Raw genomic sequence first — 19,547 nt, 5'->3', positions numbered from 1 at the left:
GCGTTAGATTCGGCACATTAAACGAGCTTTCACACTCGCCACAACTGACAGTATCAGCAGTAAATTAAAACGCGTAACTCACACCACCGCCGTAAGTTGCCGGTGCACCTACTAAGCGCGCCCCGCCGTTTAGCTCGAGAAAGTACACTTCGTCTGTGATGTTACGCCCATATGCATACACATTTAGGCCGTTTGCAAACGTCACATCAAGACGCACTCCTAATAAATTATAAGACGGTGCGGTATTGCCATCGCCCGCGTTCAAACGGTTTGATTCTTCTCCGTGGTAGCTGTAATTCACACGCGCGTTAAGTTGGGTATTGTTGGTCAGCGACGTTTGGTAGTTTAGGGCGGCGGTTTGGCTCCATTCTGGTGAGCCTGGCAGAGGATCGCCTATGGTGCTAATGACATCGTTTACTCGGTTAGAACTGAACTCGGTGATTTCTGTATCTAGGTACGTACCGGCTGTGTTAAAGGTGATTTTGTGATCATTAGCTTCATAAAGAGTCACTGCGATTGACGCTTCAGCACCGCGCACTGTCGCCTCACCGACGTTGGTTCTGCCGTTGGTATCGTTTGATAAGCGAGCTGTGGCTTGAAGTTCTTCAAAATCATAAGAGAACAGATCAAAGGTAAGGTTGATGCTGTCGGTAACATATCGGGCACCCGCTTCATAGGCGAGAACTTCTTCTGACTCAAAAGGTTGCGTTTCTTCCTCAGAAAATATTGAGGTGCCGTCAAAACCGCCGCCACGATAGGCTGTACTGACAGATGCAAACACGTTTAGGTTGTCATTAATAAAGTACTGAATGGCGAGTTTGCCGGATACATTGCTATCATCAAATTCTCGATCCCATGAAAAATTGGCGTCTGTTTTGAATGTTTCCTCGAAAACGGATAACCCCCAAGGATCGGCATCAATGTTTTCGCCACGAAATTTGGCATTGTCTTTGGTGTAACGGAGGCCACCACTGATGACTAAGTCGTTTGAAATGTTCCAGTCTATGTTTCCAAAGGTCGCGAAGCTATTGCGACGCTGATTGTATGGTGAACTGTACTGGGACAAAACAGCGTAACTGGTCCAGTTGCTGGTGAAGTCCACAGAGTCGTTGATAAAGAATGCGCCGGCAATCCAGTCGAATTCACCGCCAGTTGCATCACTCAAACGTATTTCTAGCGAAGTTTGGTCAAGCTCATCATCAAAGTTGTACTGGTATCGAGGAAATGATGTACCGTCACCGTTGCCACTAACATTACGTTCGCTGCTTTGTAAGGCGAACAGCACGTCTAGATTCAAGCCGGATTGAAGTTGACGGTTAAAATCGCCAGAAAATCCACTGACATCAATCTCATGAGAATAGTATTCACTGGTGTAAAAGTCATATGGGTCGTTACCTTCACCGGCGTTTAATGCAGGGTTGTCATCGGCAAACGCGATACGATCATACTGGCGTGTGTCACCGCGATCTTGGCTGGTAAAATAATGCAATGTGAGAGAAGTAACATCATCGAAGTCATAAACCGCTGTGCCACGAAACGCAAACAGGTCGGCGTCGCCGAATCCGTCACGTTCACCTGGATCAGCCACAGGAGGAACAATCCCTTCGGTGCCTTCTGGCACGAAGCCCGCGAAATTACCTGCTCCCTTGCCATCCATGAAGCCGCCCCCTTGCTCCATAAGCACAGCAACACGCACGCCTAAATTGTCAGAAACTTTTCCGCCGACAGCAGCAGTACCCGATACAAAGTCGTAAGAGCCGTATTCGATATCAGCATAGCCGTTTAGTTCTTCGCCTGGGGCACGGGTTATAGCATTGATGGCTCCGGCTGTGGTGTTACGTCCATAAAGCGTACCTTGTGGGCCTTTGAGTACTTCAATGCGTTCTAAATCGAAAAGCGGCATGCTTAAATATGCATTGGAGGTTTGGTAAATACCGTCAACGTGTAGGGCGACTGATGGGTTGCCGTTAGGTTTGTAATCGTCTGCACCACCAATACCGCGTATCGTAATAAAGCTATTTTCAGGTCCGCCAAAGGCTGAGTTAATCGATATTCCCGATAAGCTATCAATTAAATCAGTAAAGTCTGTTACACCTTGTGCTTTTAACTCATCTCCACCTAACACCGAAATGGCGACCGGGGTATCTTGTAAGCTGCTATCACGTTTTAATGCCGTAACGACGACTTCATCCATAGGGGCTTGATACGTTGACGCTCGTCTGCTTTGTGTTTGAGTACCCTTAACCGCTTTTTTAATAACAATTGCACCACTTGGTTCTTCGTGTGCTTCTAAACCGCTACCTTGTAGCAAATTCTTCACTGCGTTGAGAACGCTAAGTTCACCTGAAGTGGCAACTGCGCGTTTGTTACTGACCAAGCGGCTTGGAGCAATAATGACAGTGCCTGTTTGTTGAGATAATAAGTTCAATGCCTGCCCTAGAGGTTGCACCGAAATATCCACTTGGGATTGTTGCGCAGCGACGTGCATCGGAGCTAAGGCTGAGAGCGCCGTGCCAAATAAGGCGAATTTAATAGAACGGTTAAGTGTATTCATGATGTTACTTCCAGTTAATTAATGTGGGTTCGCTAGAAGAGTCATCAGCGCGATAATTTTTTCAGCTTAAGTGTTTGTTTAATAAAAACTTCACACAATGGGTGGTTATTTATCCGTTTGCATAACCTTCATCATTAAGCTGAGCCAGCAAAGCGAAAACTTGGCTGGCTCAGGTTTATTATTCGTGGGTTAACACACTGCGGTTTGCTTCATGAGTGAGTGCAATCGGGTAGGCTGCAGCTAAACCTTCCAACATAGGTTCGATTTGCTCGAAGGTAAATGAGGCTGTTATCGGCAATTCGTTGATGCTGTCGTCCAAGATAACCACAGGCTTATTGGCATAGCGGTTGATATCCATGATCACATTTTTAAGTGGCACATCATCGTAGACCAAGCGGTGGTTTAACCAAGCAAACTCAGTTTCTGGTTGAAAAAAGGTAATCGCAGAGATAAAGCGCCCTTGAATGTCAGTACGTAATTGTTCGTTTGGTCTTAGCTGTAATACTTGCTCTTCTTGATCGTCGGTTTCGGGTAAGTCAGCAACATCGACTAATCCGCGCTCAACTGAAATCTTTAGGTTATTGTTCGCACTGTATTTAACCTCGAAAGCGGTACCACGCACCCGAACTTCGGTTTGCTGAGCACTGACTGAGAACACGCGATTAGGATCATGCGTGACGTCAAAATAGGCACTGCCTTTGCGCAAGGTCACGCGCCTCTCGTTTTGATTGATTGCAACCAGAATGCTTGAATTCCCAGCCAAAGTGACATCTGTGCCATCGCTTAAGGTGATATGGCGGTTTTGCCCCACAGGTGAGGTGAATGCCGTAAGTGGTTGAGGGATCTCAAGGTGGGTTGTGGTATTGAATACGCCGTTAAAGAGCAGTAAGGCCACACTGGCAGCCATCGCACTGAATACTAATAACGATTTAACCAATACCCCCTTGGATTTTGCGGGCTTGACTGTTTCTGCTTGCGCGACAGTATGTTGTTGTATCCACTGTACGGCAGAGTCTGTCATGCCGATCGTTTGCCAAACCTCGTGACTGCGTTTGAAAGCGTTTTTGTTTTCTTCGCTACTGTTCAACCAGATCAAAAATTCTTCACGTTTTTTGCTGGAAATGTCATCTGAATATAAATAAGTAAGCCATTCTCTAGCTTGATTTTTCGCTGATGATGCAGGCTGTCCGATATTGGGATTGTTGTTTTGGCTTATGGCGTTTGCCACATTTTTTGGATCTGTCATTGTTTTTGCTCGAGAGAAAAGTGACTAGAAGAAGCGTCTGGGGTCAGCGTTTGGCGGCAGGTATTATTTGCTTGTTCATCGACTCTTTCTCCTTGTTCGTCGATACTTTCCAGCAAGGCCATTGCGGCGCTCAGTTGGCGACAAATATCCGCGACGCTCCAACCTGTAGCAGCGGATATTTGAGAGTATGTTTGGCCTTTAATTCGGGCCCGCATCAATATCTCACGCTGCTTCTCACTGAGTTGCTCAGTGCCTTTTTGAATGGCTGCGATACGTTGTTCGGCCTGTAAAATAGTTTCTGGAGACATCTCATCACATTGCTCTTGTGTGTGTTGAATGTGTTCATCTATAAATGCGCGCGTTTTACATAGCCGGCTGATTGACTTAAGGGTGATATTCATCGCTATTTTGATGATATACGCTTTGGGATCGTCTATTTTTTCACGATTACGTAATTGCGCGAAGCGGCTAAATGCTTCTTGAGCGACGTCTTCTGGTTCAGGTGGCCCAGCGCCATAGCAAGAATGTAAAACACGACATACATCGCGCCAGTGCTCTCTAAATAATCTATCAACGGCGTTGTTAGACTCCTGAGCTTTTTTAGGCTTATAGGGGGCCTGGGTATATGACTGGGTGCTGGGTTTCGTATAGGAGTTAAGAAAAAACAACGACGCTTTCTGTAGCGTTTTACTCATTAGGGTTACTCTTGCACGCTAAAAAACCAACGGATAGTAGTCGTTGAGTACAACAGAAACATGACAGTGGGACGTTGCGCCGAAAATTTCATAAAAGCGTCACATATTCCCCCTAAAGCAAGGAGGGGATAGGGACGTGCATGGCTAGCGATTAAAGCCGAGTGAAGCACTCACAGGTTCCCGAGAGACAAAAAAGCCGGCATTGCCGGCCTTTACTTACTGTTCTATTTAAAGCTATTTTTTAAAGCTATTTTTTAAAGCGCTTGCTCATTCCAAGTCCAAGCAAACCGAGCCCAAGTATTGCCAGGCTGTTTGGGGCTGGTACGTCACGCTTGTCTAAGCCAACCACTATGTTATCAAACTCACCAGCAATGCCAGATGACACCACGCGTAAACGGTTAAAGGCTTCACTCGCATCGAAAGATATATTGACGTAAACATTCGACGAGTCGGCGACCTGATCGCCAGCCGTACCGTTTAGCTCTGCTAATAGTTCGTCCCCAGTGATTCGGCCAACCAAAACATCATTCGAGTAAAACTCAAAGGAATTGTAGGTATCTACTGAACCCCAGTAAAAACCTAAGTAATTCACGCTTGAGCCAGCAAGGGATGGGACTGTTGCCCCGATACTGTTTAAAAAGTTTGTGTAATCAATATCCACAAAACTATCGACACCCACGGTACTTGGCGTAGTGTAGGCATAGCACGTGTTGTCACCAGCGGGTGCAGCTGCAACATTTCTTACTGATCCTGTGCGCACATTCAATACTGACGAGTCACTTGCTGTAACGTCTAAAGGTGAATTAATTGCGCAACCCCTCGATGCACCCGCTACGTTGTAACTTTCGTCGGGTGTAAGGGGAAGGCTATCAATGGCTGTGGCTTTATCGAACGTTTCAACGAAAAAACCGTCTGATAAGGCGTTAATTGTATTATCAGCATTGATTTTTTTACTCGTTTTACCCGAACCATCAGTGGCCACTTGGCCGCCAAATGATACAACCGCCGCACTCACAGATTGGCTAACCGCCAATGCGATTACGGTGGCTGTAAATACCGCTAATTTTTTATTGTGTTTTAAAATTTTCATGTGTAACTCCTAAACGCAGCTACCTTTACTGCTACTAAAGTATAAGCATAACCAGTGCCAAAAATAATTCGTGTTAATTATCATGGTATTGGAATTTTTTGGTAAAAATACATACCGAAAACGTAAAGGATACTGACTAAATTGGTGGTAAAATGCTCACCATGTGTAAAATTTTCATAGTTGCATCCTAACGCTCTCACTGAAATTTCTAACGAGTAGTCTGGGGGGAACCGTACTACAGCGATTGAAGTAGGGAATTAAGAGTGAAGATGTGGACGTGGATTTGAAGCACAAAAAAAGCCGGCGAACCGGCTTTTTCATCTAAAAATAAGGGTTTATTTTTTTAATTTTTTACGTATTACCATGCCCATTATGCCTAGGCCTAAAAAGGCGAGGCCAGCCGGAGCGGGTACGTCACGATTAGAAAGACCAACTACTATGTTATCAAACTCACCTGCAACGCCTGAAGAAATAACACGTAAACGATTGAATGCTTCGTCAATGGTAAAGTTAATGTTCACATAAACATTTGATTTATCAGATTCTCGGTCGCCTGCTTCACCGTCAAGTAAATCAAGGATTTCTTCACCCGTGATGCTTTTTACTAACGTCGCGCCTGAATAGAATTCAAATGTGTTGTAAGTATCGATTGAGCCCCAGTAGAAACCTAGATAATTAATACTTGAGCCGGCTAAAGAAGCTTCAATGTTACCGATGCTGGCCAAGAAGTTGGTGTAGTCAATGTCAATAAAACTGTCTTGACCCACTGTTTCAGGCGTAGTGTAGGCATAACAGGTGGTATCACCAGCAGGTGCTGCGGCGACATTTCGAGTCGAGCCTGTACGCACGTTCAACACGTCCGTTGAACTAGGTTGAACAATGAGCGGTGAGTTAATTGCGCAGCCATCTGATTTTCCAGCTACGTTATAACTTGTATCATTTGCAGAAGGTAAACCAGGGATCGCGGTCGCTGCATCAAATGTTTCTACGAAGAAACCATCACTGATTGCATTAATCGTATTATCAGAATTAACCTTGGTGCTCGTTTTACCTGAGCCGTCAGTGGCGGCTTGGCCACCGAAAGAGACGGTTGCAGCACTGATATTTTGCGATGCAGTTAGCGCTAGTAAAGCGGCTGCGGAAATGAATTTAGCTTTCTTAAATAAACGTGTCATAGGTTACTCCTTTACGACGACCTAACTGCAAACTGTTATTTGAATTAATGGATAAGCACTAACTAGGCCAACTTGAAATTTTCCTTTTTATTCAATTGTTTATACTTTGGTCTTATTGACCTGAATAAATAAGTGTAAAAAAGTTGGACGTTTTTTATGCGCTTTGTGTCTTCACGCATACGCTTGGCAATGGCGCTCATTATAGTCGCGGTTGAATTTTAATCAATCATGTTTTTCAATCGTGTCGTTTTTACGTGCGCTTGGTAGGAATATACGCACTTAAGAAGCGATAATGGTCACTGGTCAAACGCAAATGGTAATATTTCATTCATCGAAAGTGTTTTTATTTCACCTTCGCTGGTGGCCATATGCACTAATGTGTCTTTACTTGCGAATTCGAAAATACGCTGACGGCAACCGCCGCAAGGTGAACAAAAATGCTCGTTGGGGCTAGCGATCAGTATTTCTTTTACCTGTCTTGCACCGCCTGCCACCATAGCAGCTAACGCGTTGCCTTCTGCGCACTGGCCTAACGGAAAGGAGACATTTTCGACGTTACAGCCAGTATAAGTATTGCCGTCTTCAGCCACTAGGGCTGACCCAACTCGATAGTCAGAATAGGGAGCATGGGCTTTAGCCTGTACGTCTAATGCCGCGTTGAATAGACTCTGTAAATCGGTGTGTTGCTTGTTCAAAATTATATCGCTTTTTTCTAAGTAGCTGGCTAGTGTGCATCATTTTTACAACTTGATACAGTAGATTGCAATTTTCACATGGTCGTTGTCTTTACATTTATGGGTAAATACGCCACCCTGCCTGTTTACTGGACATTATTCTTCTGGCTGATTTGACATTTTTATCGCCATCACTTTAGGTCAAGCGTCGTACATTTTTATGCATATTAAATTTCTTTCACTGGTGTTGTTCGGGTTATTGCTAGGGGGGTGTGCAAGTAGTAACCAAGCGCAGCGCAGTCAAGCACAAATGAGTAACTTGCTATTAGCTGAACCTGCCCCGATGAGTGTGCGCTCACAAATGGCAATCGCTAGGTATAATCAAATTTTGGCTAAAGCGCCGTTAGAAGACCAAGAGCGCGCTGAGTTGCTCCATCAACGGGGCATGTTGTACGACAGCGTCGGTCTGGCTGGTTTGGCCCAGTACGACTTTGACCATGCCATTCGTTTGAAGCCAGATATGGCAGAAGCCTATAATTCCTTGGGGGTGCATTACACTCAACAAATGAATTTTATCCAAGCATATGAAGCCTTTGATGCCACTTTGGATATTAATCCTGAGTATGAATTTGCTTTCTTAAACCGAGGAATTGCGCTTTATTATGGTGGCCGACCTGATTTAGCAGTCAATGATTTTGGAGAGTTCTATCGTAAAGATGAGTCGGATCCGTATCGTGCGCTTTGGGCATTTATTGCACAGAGTGAAATTGATCAGCCACAAGCCTTAATTGCATTAAGTGAAAACCGAGAGAACTTGAGCAGCGACAATTGGGCAACGCATCTTGTTGACCTTTATCTAGGAAGAATTGACGAGCAGGCCTTATTAAATGGTTTGATCCAAGGTGTGACGAGTCAGCAGGAGCTAACGGATCGCCTCTGTGAAGCCTATTTTTATCTAGGAAAATACAACTCAGCACTCGGTAATCGTGGTGTGGCATCTAATTATTTTAAATTAGCACTCAGTACCAATGTGTTTGAATATGTTGAACATAGATACGCTCGCTTAGAGTTAGATATGCTGCGTGACAAAGCTGTCGCTGACAGTGAAGCACCATAACGAAAACCAAGCGAAAAGTGACAGTAGGTGCTGAAATTCAGCCTCTTGTTCGTTTTATGTGTCGCTTGGTTATTCACTGGGCGCAATGACACGGCTTGTTACTTATCGTTTTTAAATACCCAAGCCTCCCTAAACGAAGAATCTTCCAATCACCTAGCCACATTTCATTACTTATACAAAGCTTATCTATCAGGTGACCCAACTGCGCTATCTAGGCTTAGCCAGCAAGCTATTCAGCAACATAATGGCTACTGGCTACACTTCGCTAAATTAGCGGGCTCTCCAAGGGCGCAGCGCTATTTTTCTAATTTGCAAAGCAATACTAAGCAAAGTAAAGCCTCTATCAAAGTACTTACTTACGCAGCACAGCAGGGTGATATAGATGCACAAATTGCTCTTTATCATCACTTTGTGGTGAAAAACCAGCGACAAAAAGCGCAGTTTTGGCTCACAAAAGCCGCGTCGCGAGATGCCTCCAGCGCCATGTATTATGCCAAGTGGTTGTCTTTAGCAGGGCTAGAGCAAAAAGCGCGCACGCTTTTACACAAAGCTGAGGAGCTTGGTAGTAGAGATGCAGTTGAGCTTTTGGCAATGCGCAGTTCAGCAAGTCTCGATGGTTCTCGTTCTATAAAGCGCCCGTTAGGGACAGACAATTCACGATCACTCAATAGTGCGTTGCCACTGGCAGAGCCCAGACGGTGCGACCAGACATTGCAACTTGTTGCCAGTACTTTGCATTCTGTTTTACAAGGCAAAGAACTTAAACGTCGCTTCGAAAGCGACACGCGTTTAAAGGCGTTGCCCATTTGCATTAACCAGCCAATATGGCTAAGTAGTGAAGCACTCTCGTGCTCGGAAAATTGGCAAGGTGCAGCGCGGTTGGGGTGTGATATCACCCAGATCAGTCATGCTCTCAGGGAGCAGGACTTTACGCATATTGTGGTGTTAGCTGATACGGGGAAGGCCAATGTACACAATGGGGTGATGTTTCTAGATAGTAAAGACGATTACAATGTTTTCGTGCATGAATTAGCCCATTTTGCTGGGTTTGTAGATGAATACCCTTTGTCGTCTGCGCTAGCGCGCAGTATCTGCCACTCAAATAGCGCACCGAACCTTAGAGTGAGTCAGGGGCAGGAGAGACCGCTGATAAAAGAATGGTTAACACAGGAAAACAATACGGGGGTAACGATAAGCCCTGCGCGCACCTGTGATAATCATCCGTGGCAAGCATATAAACCCAGCAGTAAAATGACCTTCATGGAATTTTATGATGTGCCTTACATCCCGCCGTTTTATCTTAAAGCATGGGCGCAACGATTAGGGCAAAAGCCTCTATTAACGCCTGCTTACATTAATTTATATCAAGGTTATGAAGCCAAGGGCGATGCTGAACAAGGAGAATACTGGCGTGCCCGTTATCAGCAATATCTTCACGCAGATTAAGACGAATGATTTAGATATAACGTGAAGTGTGATTTTTGCGCGCACAAACGGTATACTAACAAGACGACTTATGATGTTTGCGAAAACCAACTTAGCACTATGAATCAGGCACTTTCTATCGGCACGGTGGATTATCCGTTCCCAGCAAAACCAGCGCGACTAACCACTGCTCAGCAACAAGATTACATCGATAAAATTAAACATTTATTGATTGAAAAAAATGCCACCTTGGTTGCGCATTACTATACCGATCATGAAATTCAAGCGCTAGCCGAAGAAACCGGCGGGTGTATTTCTGATTCACTCGAGATGGCGCGCTTTGGTCGCGATTGCGACGCACAAACGCTAGTGGTTGCAGGTGTGCGTTTTATGGGGGAAACCGCAAAAATTTTGAGCCCAGATAAAACCGTTTTAATGCCAACCCTTGACGCTACCTGTTCACTGGATATTGGTTGCCCTGAAGCTGAATTTGCAGCATTTTGTGATGCACACCCTGATCATACTGTTGTGGTGTATGCCAATACATCTGCTGCAGTAAAAGCGCGTGCCGATTGGGTAGTCACCTCAAGTATAGCCCTTGAAATTGTTGAGCATTTAGACGCCCAAGGCAAAAAAATTATCTGGGCGCCAGATCGTCACTTAGGATCATACATAGCCAAAGAAACTGGCGCAGATATGTTGATGTGGCAAGGCGAGTGTATTGTGCATGATGAGTTCTCTGCCAAAGCGCTGCGAGACATGAAGCACCTTTATCCAGATGCTGCTGTGCTAGTGCACCCGGAGTCACCTGCCAGCGTAGTGGAGCTCGCAGATGCCGTCGGCTCAACGACTCAGTTAATTAATGCCTCGCGCACGTTACCCAATGACACCTTTATCGTTGCAACTGACCGAGGCATCTTTTATAAGATGCAACAATTAGAGCCTAACAAGACGTTTATTGAAGCTCCGACTGCGGGGAATGGTGCAACATGTAAAAGCTGTGCCCATTGCCCATGGATGGCAATGAATGGATTAGAAGCCATCTATAAAGCGCTGACAGAGCCTACAGGTCACGAAATATTCGTTGATGACGAATTGCGTAAAAAAGCCTTGGTGCCGCTGGATAGAATGCTCGATTTCTCAGCTGAGCTTAAAATGAAAGTCACAGGTAATGCTTAATTAATTTCTAGAACCTTATTATTAATGAAGGCCAGCTAATGCTGGCTTTTTCATTTTTCGGCCACATAAACAGAATAGAGTTTTGTTTTAATTCGACTATTTAGGAGCAATCATGCCAGATTTAAGCCGTTACAAAGGGATCGTTTTTGATATGGACGGTACGTTAATCGACTCAATGGGCTCCCACGCGGTCGCTTGGCAACAAACCTGTGAACATTTTGGATATCCGTTTGATGGCCAGTACATTCACAATCTAGGGGGGGTACCCACTCGCCAGATAGCGCAATTGCTAAATGAGAAGCATGGCATGAATCACAACGTGGATGACGTCGCAGAGGTTAAGCGACAGGCTTGGTTGAACTTGGATGAAAGCTTAACAGTAATTCAAGACACGTTTGATGTCATGCAGCGCTATAAAGGTACGCTTAAAATGGGAGTTGGTACAGGGGCAGAACGCGAAAACGCCATTCGTATGCTAACCGAAACTGGCTTGCTAGAACATGTAGAAACAGTGGTCACCGCTTCAGATGTGACCCATGGTAAACCACATGGTGAAACATTTTTAACCGTGGCGCAAAACATGGACCTCGCGGCAGACGAATGCGTGGTTTTTGAAGACACAGAAATTGGTCGTCAAGCCGCTCAGCATGCAGGGATGGATTGTATTATGGTGATCAACGGTAAGATCCAGTTACCAGCAGCCTAAGAAAATGCCAAAATGCATCGAAATTGATGATTAAATAGTCGGGCCAATCACTTTCTGGCAGTAAACACTTGCGCGCGTCAGCGGATTTCCCTAACATACGCGCCTGCTAAAAAGCTTGTTCTGTTATAGAGAACCGCAAAAGTACGTGGCTTTAGCAAGTGAAAGTTTTGGAGAGGTGGGTGAAGTCGGCCTCTTTAGGTGCACAGCACCGCCCGGCTGAACGGCCGGACATGGATGTAATGGACGTGTTAACTTCGAGATACACTCGAAGAGCAAGTGAAAAATTTGGAGAGGTGGCTGAGTGGCTGAAGGCGCACGCCTGGAAAGTGTGTTTAGGGTTAAACCTAACGAGGGTTCGAATCCCTCTCTCTCCGCCATATACCATCAAGGCCTTGCATGACGCAGGGCCTTGTTGTTTCTAGGGTTTAGCGGATTGACCTTGCGTGCCAACTGGTACAAAAGGTGGGTACAAATGAGTATAATGAGTTCTCCTTTCAAGCATCCAAAATCCGGTATTTTTTACTTCAGAAAGGCCGTACCAAAACGTCTAGTCCCTATCATTGGGAAGGCTGTATTTAAGCCGTCACTGAATACCAAAGATTTACGTGAAGCCAAAAGCCTAATCATCCCTTTACATGCAGAGGTTGATAATAAAATCGTAAATCAAAACGACCGTGCAAAGGGCAAAGGGAACACTTTTGGCGACTTCGGTTTAAGAAATTTGAGGGTATCGATAGCCTAAAGCTCCGTTAGAGTGTCCCCCAAGGTTAAAAATCCACTCTCTTTACTTCGACAAAGTATGGGCCCACTGGAAGCCGCTCATCTCTGATATAAGCATGAAAATTACCGTCGCCCGCGGGTAAGCTAACATCGTTGAACGTGACCTTTTTTTGCCCTTTTGTTAAGGCTTTATAGTGATAGACCTTGCCGTATTTTAGGTACGCTACCGCTTTGTCTGATACGTCAGGTAAGTCGTACGTGACTTGGTAGCGGCCTTTGTGTGAATGTACGCGCCAGTAGCCTAATTGATTATCTTCGATCACTCTTGGGCCGCCATAGTCGAATCGTGAGATAACGCGCGGTCCGCCCCAATCAAATCTAGACAAGTGAACTGATGGCTCGGCTGGATTGCCCAGTGAAATACGTTCTATTCCCGCCGCAGCGCGTTCTTCGGTCACTTCATCGAACCAATTTTCATATCGCAGTAGCATGTCATCGACTATCTTCGGGTGCTGGCTAGCAATGTTGATTCGTTCACTTGGGTCAGCCTGTACGTCATATAATTCTAGATTTTTGAGAACGTTTTTAAGCACAAAATCAGTTGGTTGATGAACGATACCGTGAGGAAAAGGGTGAGGACTAACCAGTTTATATTTTGCTGTTCTTAGGGTGAAGTGCATATATTTAAAGGGGGTCGGGCCATAATGTAGCTGAACAAAAAAGTCCCGGTCGCTAAGGCCTTGGGTGTCATTCTTTGTCCAAAGAGGTAAAAGGCTTTGGCCATCTATGTGCGTATCTTGCAAGGGTGATATATTTGCTGCTTCAAGCAAAGTAGGGAATAAATCCATCATGGTACCCATTTCCGAGGTGTGGGTTTTAGGGGCGATTTTTCTAGGCCATTTCACATAAAATGGCACCCGAATTCCGGCATCGTATACGCTGGTTTTAGTGCCCCTGAGGTTCGCCACCCAGCGGCCAGGAATGTCATCATTTTTGGTTCGACGATGACGTGGGCCATTGTCTGACATGAATATAACAATGGTATTTTCCTCTATTCCAAGCGCTTTTATTTTGTCCAAAACGCGACCAACGTTATAGTCGATGCTGGTAATCATGCCATATACAAGGGCATTATCTTCGTGCAGGCCCATTTTGCGATAGGGTTCAGCCAACTCATCCGGTACTTGTAACGGTAAATGAGGAAGGTTCGTGGCTAAGTAAGTTAAAAAGGGTTTTTCACTTTTTTGCGCCATAAATTCAAGCGCGGCATCGGTAAATATATCATCACTGTACCCCTGATATTTTGTGGACACATTATTGTGCTCTAGAATAGGGTCGAAGTAACTGTTGCCTGCGGGCCCTGCTGCCTGACCTATTCCTCCGCCTTTATGCACTAATGCTTCTTGGAATCCCTGATCGGTGGGACGCATGGGATGGTTGTCACCTAAATGCCATTTTCCAAAGATACCCGTTCTGTATCCGGCTTTACTTAGCACTTCGGCAATGGTGGTTTCTTCGCCGCGCATAAAGTGATCAACTTGCGTGACTGCTGTCACACCAGTGCGGTAGGGATAGCGTCCCGTCATTAAACCTGCTCTGGTTGCTGAGCAATTTGGGTAGGTGATCAAATGAGACATTTCTAGCCCTTGTGCGGCAATCCTTTCTATATTAGGTGTTTTTAAATAAGGATTGTTATGGCTACCAATGTCCCCGTAGCCTTGGTCATCCGTCATCATAATGACAATGTTCGGGCGCTCGTCAGCATAACCGCTGGATACTGCAAGCATCAGTGTTGTAAGGAGTAGACGCAGCGTGGATGAACACATCCTTATTGGTTTCATATTTTCGACCTTCTTTACTATCAGCTAAATGTGAATTACGTATTTTTAACTCATTGAGCGCAAACATCATATGAAGTCAAAAATAGTTTGTTATACCAGATTACACACAATTGTGGTGCAATTCCACATCAATATGTATATGCTATGTAAATTCCGTTAATTAAATTAGTTCTTTGGGTACGTATAATGAAAATTACCGATGTGAAAGCGTATGGATTTTGGGCCGGCTTTCGAAACATCTGCTTAGTTAAAGTGGAAACTGATAGCGGCTTTTATGGGTGGGGCGAATCAGGTTTATCTGGACGTGAAAAGGCGGTTATCGGTGCTGTGGAACATTTTAAGCAGTTTCTAATGGGTAAAGATCCTCGCCAGATAGGGGCGTTATGGCAAGAAATGTATAGAAGCCAATATTTCGAAGGTGGCCGCGTACTCGCAGCCGCGATAGCTGCGATAGATATTGCCCTTCATGATCTTGTCGCGAAATCTTTAGATATTCCTGTTTATCAGTTACTAGGTGGCAAGCAAAGAGATGAAATCCCCTTGTTTGCGACGAGTATAAAGCCCATGGGGCAAGCGCTGGTTGATGATTTAGTCAAGCTTAAGTCACAAGGCTGGAATGTGCTTAGAGCGACCACAGGTGTGCATGGGAGCCCTGATTCAGCAACCACATTTGAGCCCAGAGAGTCTCTTTCATTAGTTGCCAAATGGATGACAATTGCCCGTCAAGAATTGGGCCCTGAAGTAACCTTAGGGATCGATTATCACCATCGGCTGTCCGTGCCTGAAACCGTGTCTTTTATAAATAGAATGCCGAGCGGCACGTTGGATTTCATTGAAGAACCCATTCGAGACGAATCCCCAGTTGCGTATCAATCTCTGAGGCAAATGATCGATACCCCATTCGCGATAGGCGAAGAATTTACCAGCAAGTGGGACTTTGCCCCGTTTGTTCAAAGCGCCTTAACAAACTTCGGTCGGGTGGATATTTGTAATGCTGGCGGGCTAACTGAGTCGATGAAAATTGCCGCTTTGTGCGAGTTAAATTATATCGACATGATGCCACATAATCCTCTTAGTCCATTGTGTACGGCAGCCTCAGTACATTTTTGTGCGGCTATCAATAATTTGGCTTGGTTAGAGCATCCTCCTTATGACGGTTCGATGGAGGATTATGACAAATATTTCATTCATCGCCCGATTGTGCAGAACTGTGCGTTAAAAGTGAATAGTGCACCTGGGCTAGGGGTTGATGTGAATGAGGACTTAATCCGTCATTTACCGTTCAAATATTGGGAAGCGCCTCGTTTATACAAGAAAGATGGCTCTTACACTAACTGGTAGAGACCTTAAAAGGCTTAGGATAAATATTATGCCAAACAATGTGCACATTGCGCCTGTGGATAAAGGCGCAGCGGTTCAAAAAACGACGAGAAAACGGTTTAATGTTCTGTTGCTCGTGTTTATCACTGTGGTCATTAATTACATGGATCGCACCAATATATCGGTAGCGGCATCGGCGTTATCTGACGAACTGTCGCTTACGTCAGTACAAATGGGGCTGGTATTTTCAGCATTTGGCTGGACTTACTCAATTTTACAGATACCCGGCGGGATAGCGGTAGATGTGGTTAAAACACGCATCTTGTATCCGTTTATTCTAATTGCGTGGTCCTTGGCAACCTTGATTCAAGGCGTGATCTCGTCTTTTAGCGCTCTCATAGGCTGTAGAATGGCCATAGGTGTATTTGAAGCGCCTTCTTATCCGTGTAATAACAAAATTATTACGTCATGGTTTCCAGAAAGTGAGCGGGCATCGGCAATCGCTGTGTACACCTCTGGGCAATTTATCGGATTGGCGTTCTTAATGCCTGTGTTAGCTGTGATACAAAACTATTTTGGCTGGCGTGGATTATTCATCATTTCGGGCATCATTGGCATTGCATGGGCGGTGGTTTGGTATATTTTTTATCGTGACCCAAAGGATCACCCGAAGATCAGCCAGCAAGAGTTAGACTTGCTAACGGTTGAGGCACCATTAACAACGTCAGCACCAAAAGTCAAAAAAATAACCTTTGATGCAGCGCATTTCAAGTTGGCCTTTGGCCATAAAAAACTCTGGGGCATATACATAGGGCAATTCTGTCTTGGGGGAACATTGATGTTTTTCTTAACTTGGTTTCCAACGTATTTGGTCGAATATCGTGGCCTTGATTTTATCAAGTCAGGCTTTTTGGCGTCAGTCCCGTTTCTCGCTGCATTTTTTGGGGTGTTGGTGTCAGGTTTCGCCTCGGACTTTCTGGTTCGTAAAGGGGTATCAAAAGAGGTGTCTCGTAAAGCGCCAATTATCATTGGGTTAATGCTGACAATGAGTATAGTAGGTGCCAACTACACGGATGATACATTTTGGATCATTACGTTTCTATCGCTAGCATTTTTTGGCAATGGTTTATCGTCTATTGCATGGGTATTTGTATCGCTTATCTCCCCTAAAAAGTTAGTTGGTTTAGTGGGGGGATGTTTTAACTTTATTGGTGGCTTGTCAGCTGTCATTGTCCCCATTGTGATTGGCTGGCTGGTGAAAGACGGTGACTTTAAACCAGCATTGATTTTTATTGCCTCTTTGGCCCTGATTGGTTGCTGTTCATATTTGTTCTTGGTTGGTAAAGTAGAACAAATTCAGACTGAAAAATAACATTAATGGAAGCGGTTACCCTAAAATGCTTGAACAAAAAGAATCACCATTAGTTTCGCCCTTGATCAGTGAGAAAAGTACGATTTATGCGTATATTTTAAATGATATCGCCAATGCAGTTTTTCAAAGCGGCGATCGTTTAGTGTCAACTAAGCTGGCTGAAAAGTACCAAACCAGCATCAACCCGATCAGAGAAGCATTAAAGCAATTACAAGGTGAGGGGTTTGTTACCGTTGAGCCAAACAGCGGCGCCAGAGTAGCGAGGTTTGAATACAATACGCTGCGAGATGTATTCGAGATTTTACAATTACTGGAGCCGTATTTAATGTCTTGGTTTGTTGAAGAGCACAGTGATGAAGATAGGCATGAAATGGAATCTTTGCTGAATGAAATGGAGACAGCGACAGATAAAGAGTATCGAGCATTGGATACGCAGTTCCACTGGTTGACGGTAAAAAATCACTACAATCGAAAAGCGGTCGACCTGTGGCGCAGAAATCGACTGATTTTACTGGCCATGCAGTCCAATGTGCGGCTCAATGCATCGCGTATTAGACAAAGTATCGAAGAACATAAGCGTATTATCAGTGCTTTAGAAAACAGGGATGTAACGGCTGTATTGGATATTATGAATGAACATATCGGCAACAGTGGTAAATATTGGACTAAGTACCTTTCGAGCAATCATATGTAATAGATTGCTCTGTTCTTGATTGGATAAATACAGGCAAGGAATAAAAAGTGGTAAACCATTCAACTGAGGTATGAAATAATTAACTCGCTAAATATAAGGTGATTGTATTTTTATTTTTTTTAGTATGTTGAATGTTGAAGTTTTTCTCAAACTGTTCAAGTAAATCTGCAATTTCATTGGTTTTAAACACACCAATAACATTTATATTTTTTAATTTATTATTATTATCTAAAGATAACTTAGTGTCTGTATAACGATTTATTTCATTAATAACATGGGAGAGTTTTTCACCGCGAAAAATTAACTTTTTCTCTTGCCAAGATAAACTAGAAATAATATCTTGAGACGATAGTTTGATAATAGCATCGCTTGTTTTTAAATTTTTGTTTTTATGAAAGTCAATTTTTTCACCCTTATGAATGGCTAAAGAAGTGACGGGTAAATTTATTTTATTATTGGCAATATCCGACGTGAATTGGTTCGTTGATTTATCTTCCACTAGTACTTTTCCATCAGTGACAATAAGCTCGGTTGAGTCTTTTGTGACTTCAACATTGAAAGCGGTTCCCACTGCTTGTATGACTTTTCCATTCGCTAATACACTAAGAGGTCGAGATGTATCATGGGCGACCTGGATATTAATCTCACCTTTTATGAGCTCTAACACTCGAAAATGCTCCGTGTATTTCATGTTTACAGCAGTGTCGGTATTCATTGCGAGTACACTGTTGTCTGGTAGGGTGATGGTGTCAATTTGCCCTACATTCGTGTGATATTTAGACACAGAGGCGTCTGTGTGCATTCGTCCATTTTGGTATGAAAAGTGACCATTAAGATTGTACAGTGCAAGTGTAAGCATAAGCAAGGTAGAGGCGGCGATTGCCCCCCGCAGAATAGGTGTTTTGCGTCTCTGATTTTGGCTTTTAGGAAAGATATCCGCTAGCCGCTCCAAGTCATCTAACTTGTCCCACATCTTAGCCGCTTTTAGCGCATAATCTAGATTGTCGGGCTGCTCATGCAACCAGGCTTGAAAGCTTTTTTTTTCCGACTCTGATAAGCCTCGGTCTATTTTAGCAATCCAATCACAGGCGTTCTCAAGAGCCTTCTCACTGCTTAGGTGCTGAGTATTCAGGATGTGGATATTGCCCATACTAATCTATATTTCCTCTTTTCTTCGTCTTAACTAACGTACTTGCTTGTGGGGCTAAAGATTCGCGCTGAGAAAGTTGGATACAACGCTTCAACCCAGTTGAAATGTGCTTTTCAACCGTACTTTCACTTATCCCTATTTCTTTAGCAATCTCTCTTTGGGTATAGCCATATACTTTTTTAAGAACGAAGACCTTTCGGCATTGTGTGGGGAGCTGTCTGATTGCTTCGCACAAGGTTGAAAATTCGTCTTTCGCTATCACGTCATTTAGGGTTCGATCGGTATCACCATCACACATGAGTGACTCGCGTTCACTCCATTCTATCTTATCATCGAGCAATTTTGTCGATGCTCTCTTTTGATAATCTAACGCTAGGTTTTTGGCTGTGGTATACATGAACGACTTTTTCGAGAGTATCTTTTCAGTATTTTTTGCCTGACAAATACGCACGTATGTTTCTTGAACCACATCTTCGATTTCGTTAGGGGGCACAATTGCCGCCACAAAGCGGCTGAGGCTATCCCTAGAGGCCAGGTATAACTTAGTAAACGTATTATTAATAACCGTTCTCACTCTTACATTGTAACG

General features: G+C 44.2%; 17 protein-coding genes and 1 tRNA gene. 9 read left to right on the top strand and 9 right to left on the bottom strand.

The window, feature by feature from the left end; all coding sequences use genetic code 11:
- Positions 1-64: 64 nt before the first annotated feature.
- The 6 genes from FX988_RS09210 to FX988_RS09185 form a co-directional block, all read right to left on the bottom strand.
- Positions 65-2,554 (bottom strand): TonB-dependent receptor domain-containing protein, encoded by a 2,490-nt coding sequence (locus tag FX988_RS09210; RefSeq protein ID WP_160179349.1) that lies wholly within the window; start codon positions 2,552-2,554, stop codon positions 65-67.
- Between the two features lie 178 nt (positions 2,555-2,732).
- Positions 2,733-3,800 (bottom strand): FecR family protein, encoded by a 1,068-nt coding sequence (locus FX988_RS09205; protein ID WP_160179348.1) that lies wholly within the window; start codon positions 3,798-3,800, stop codon positions 2,733-2,735.
- The gene (locus FX988_RS09200) at positions 3,797-4,495 is read right to left on the bottom strand and encodes an RNA polymerase sigma factor (RefSeq protein WP_160179346.1); all 699 of its coding nucleotides are present in this window, start codon (positions 4,493-4,495) and stop codon (positions 3,797-3,799) included. The genes FX988_RS09205 and FX988_RS09200 overlap by 4 nt, the downstream gene beginning before the upstream one ends.
- A 247-nt stretch (positions 4,496-4,742) precedes the next feature.
- On the bottom strand, positions 4,743-5,585 hold the full coding sequence (locus FX988_RS09195; protein ID WP_160179344.1) for a PEP-CTERM sorting domain-containing protein: 843 nt from the start codon (positions 5,583-5,585) through the stop codon (positions 4,743-4,745).
- Positions 5,586-5,920: 335 nt separating this feature from the next.
- Positions 5,921-6,760 carry a PEP-CTERM sorting domain-containing protein gene (locus FX988_RS09190; RefSeq protein ID WP_160179342.1) on the bottom strand — a complete coding sequence of 280 codons (840 nt, stop codon included), beginning with the start codon at positions 6,758-6,760 and terminating at the stop codon, positions 5,921-5,923.
- Positions 6,761-7,056: 296 nt separating this feature from the next.
- On the bottom strand, positions 7,057-7,455 hold the full coding sequence (locus tag FX988_RS09185; RefSeq protein ID WP_160179340.1) for a cytidine deaminase: 399 nt from the start codon (positions 7,453-7,455) through the stop codon (positions 7,057-7,059).
- A gap of 199 nt (positions 7,456-7,654) precedes the next feature.
- Between FX988_RS09185 and nlpI the strand changes: the two genes are divergently transcribed.
- The 6 genes from nlpI to FX988_RS09155 all read left to right on the top strand — a co-directional run bounded on the left by nlpI (position 7,655) and on the right by FX988_RS09155 (position 12,603).
- The gene (gene nlpI / locus FX988_RS09180; protein ID WP_160179338.1) at positions 7,655-8,551 is read left to right on the top strand and encodes a lipoprotein NlpI; all 897 of its coding nucleotides are present in this window, start codon (positions 7,655-7,657) and stop codon (positions 8,549-8,551) included.
- 27 nt (positions 8,552-8,578) lie between these two features.
- Positions 8,579-9,997 carry a sel1 repeat family protein gene (locus tag FX988_RS09175; protein WP_160179336.1) on the top strand — a complete coding sequence of 473 codons (1,419 nt, stop codon included), beginning with the start codon at positions 8,579-8,581 and terminating at the stop codon, positions 9,995-9,997.
- Between the two features lie 99 nt (positions 9,998-10,096).
- Positions 10,097-11,155 (top strand): quinolinate synthase NadA, encoded by a 1,059-nt coding sequence (gene nadA, locus FX988_RS09170; protein ID WP_160179335.1) that lies wholly within the window; start codon positions 10,097-10,099, stop codon positions 11,153-11,155.
- Between the two features lie 112 nt (positions 11,156-11,267).
- Positions 11,268-11,861: a beta-phosphoglucomutase family hydrolase gene (locus FX988_RS09165; protein WP_160179333.1), complete on the top strand. Its 594-nt coding sequence runs from the start codon at positions 11,268-11,270 to the stop codon at positions 11,859-11,861.
- A gap of 287 nt (positions 11,862-12,148) precedes the next feature.
- Positions 12,149-12,238: transfer RNA gene (locus tag FX988_RS09160), tRNA-Ser, on the top strand.
- Between the two features lie 95 nt (positions 12,239-12,333).
- Positions 12,334-12,603, top strand: coding sequence for a DUF6538 domain-containing protein (locus tag FX988_RS09155; RefSeq protein WP_254700769.1), 270 nt, complete (start codon positions 12,334-12,336; stop codon positions 12,601-12,603).
- 25 nt (positions 12,604-12,628) lie between these two features.
- Here the strand turns inward: FX988_RS09155 and FX988_RS09150 are convergent, their stop codons facing one another.
- Positions 12,629-14,422 (bottom strand): arylsulfatase, encoded by a 1,794-nt coding sequence (locus FX988_RS09150; RefSeq protein ID WP_160179331.1) that lies wholly within the window; start codon positions 14,420-14,422, stop codon positions 12,629-12,631.
- Positions 14,423-14,608: 186 nt separating this feature from the next.
- On the opposite strand from FX988_RS09150, the gene FX988_RS09145 reads away from it, so the two are divergent.
- From FX988_RS09145 to FX988_RS09135, 3 genes are all read left to right on the top strand, one after another.
- A complete protein-coding gene (locus FX988_RS09145; protein WP_160179330.1) occupies positions 14,609-15,763 on the top strand; it encodes a mandelate racemase/muconate lactonizing enzyme family protein in 1,155 nt (384 codons plus the stop codon).
- Positions 15,764-15,905: 142 nt separating this feature from the next.
- Complete coding sequence (locus FX988_RS09140) at positions 15,906-17,114, top strand: MFS transporter (protein ID WP_412761934.1); 1,209 nt, start codon at positions 15,906-15,908, stop codon at positions 17,112-17,114.
- Positions 17,115-17,139: 25 nt separating this feature from the next.
- Positions 17,140-17,808: a GntR family transcriptional regulator gene (locus FX988_RS09135; protein WP_160179326.1), complete on the top strand. Its 669-nt coding sequence runs from the start codon at positions 17,140-17,142 to the stop codon at positions 17,806-17,808.
- A 79-nt stretch (positions 17,809-17,887) separates the two neighbouring features.
- On the opposite strand, the gene FX988_RS09130 is transcribed toward FX988_RS09135, so the two are convergent.
- Both FX988_RS09130 and FX988_RS09125 read right to left on the bottom strand, forming a co-directional pair.
- Positions 17,888-18,958 (bottom strand): FecR family protein, encoded by a 1,071-nt coding sequence (locus FX988_RS09130; RefSeq protein ID WP_160179324.1) that lies wholly within the window; start codon positions 18,956-18,958, stop codon positions 17,888-17,890.
- A gap of 1 nt (position 18,959) precedes the next feature.
- Positions 18,960-19,451: an RNA polymerase sigma factor gene (locus FX988_RS09125; protein ID WP_254700768.1), complete on the bottom strand. Its 492-nt coding sequence runs from the start codon at positions 19,449-19,451 to the stop codon at positions 18,960-18,962.
- Positions 19,452-19,547: the final 96 nt, after the last annotated feature.

The organism is Paraglaciecola mesophila (assembly GCF_009906955.1).
Taxonomy (GTDB): Bacteria; Pseudomonadota; Gammaproteobacteria; order Enterobacterales; family Alteromonadaceae; genus Paraglaciecola; species Paraglaciecola mesophila_A.
Note: the sequence above shows the minus strand (reverse complement) of the source record. Positions and strands in the feature narration are given on the sequence as shown.

Coding starts and splice junctions, on each gene's coding strand:
- FX988_RS09210 (WP_160179349.1), bottom strand. CDS start 2,554: ATGAATACACTTAACCGTTCTATTAAATTCGCCTTATTTGGCACGGCG.
- FX988_RS09205 (WP_160179348.1), bottom strand. CDS start 3,800: ATGACAGATCCAAAAAATGTGGCAAACGCCATAAGCCAAAACAACAAT.
- FX988_RS09200 (WP_160179346.1), bottom strand. CDS start 4,495: ATGAGTAAAACGCTACAGAAAGCGTCGTTGTTTTTTCTTAACTCCTAT.
- FX988_RS09195 (WP_160179344.1), bottom strand. CDS start 5,585: ATGAAAATTTTAAAACACAATAAAAAATTAGCGGTATTTACAGCCACC.
- FX988_RS09190 (WP_160179342.1), bottom strand. CDS start 6,760: ATGACACGTTTATTTAAGAAAGCTAAATTCATTTCCGCAGCCGCTTTA.
- nlpI (WP_160179338.1), top strand. CDS start 7,655: ATGCATATTAAATTTCTTTCACTGGTGTTGTTCGGGTTATTGCTAGGG.
- nadA (WP_160179335.1), top strand. CDS start 10,097: ATGAATCAGGCACTTTCTATCGGCACGGTGGATTATCCGTTCCCAGCA.
- FX988_RS09165 (WP_160179333.1), top strand. CDS start 11,268: ATGCCAGATTTAAGCCGTTACAAAGGGATCGTTTTTGATATGGACGGT.
- FX988_RS09155 (WP_254700769.1), top strand. CDS start 12,334: ATGAGTATAATGAGTTCTCCTTTCAAGCATCCAAAATCCGGTATTTTT.
- FX988_RS09150 (WP_160179331.1), bottom strand. CDS start 14,422: ATGAAACCAATAAGGATGTGTTCATCCACGCTGCGTCTACTCCTTACA.
- FX988_RS09145 (WP_160179330.1), top strand. CDS start 14,609: ATGAAAATTACCGATGTGAAAGCGTATGGATTTTGGGCCGGCTTTCGA.
- FX988_RS09140 (WP_412761934.1), top strand. CDS start 15,906: ATGGATCGCACCAATATATCGGTAGCGGCATCGGCGTTATCTGACGAA.
- FX988_RS09135 (WP_160179326.1), top strand. CDS start 17,140: ATGCTTGAACAAAAAGAATCACCATTAGTTTCGCCCTTGATCAGTGAG.
- FX988_RS09130 (WP_160179324.1), bottom strand. CDS start 18,958: ATGGGCAATATCCACATCCTGAATACTCAGCACCTAAGCAGTGAGAAG.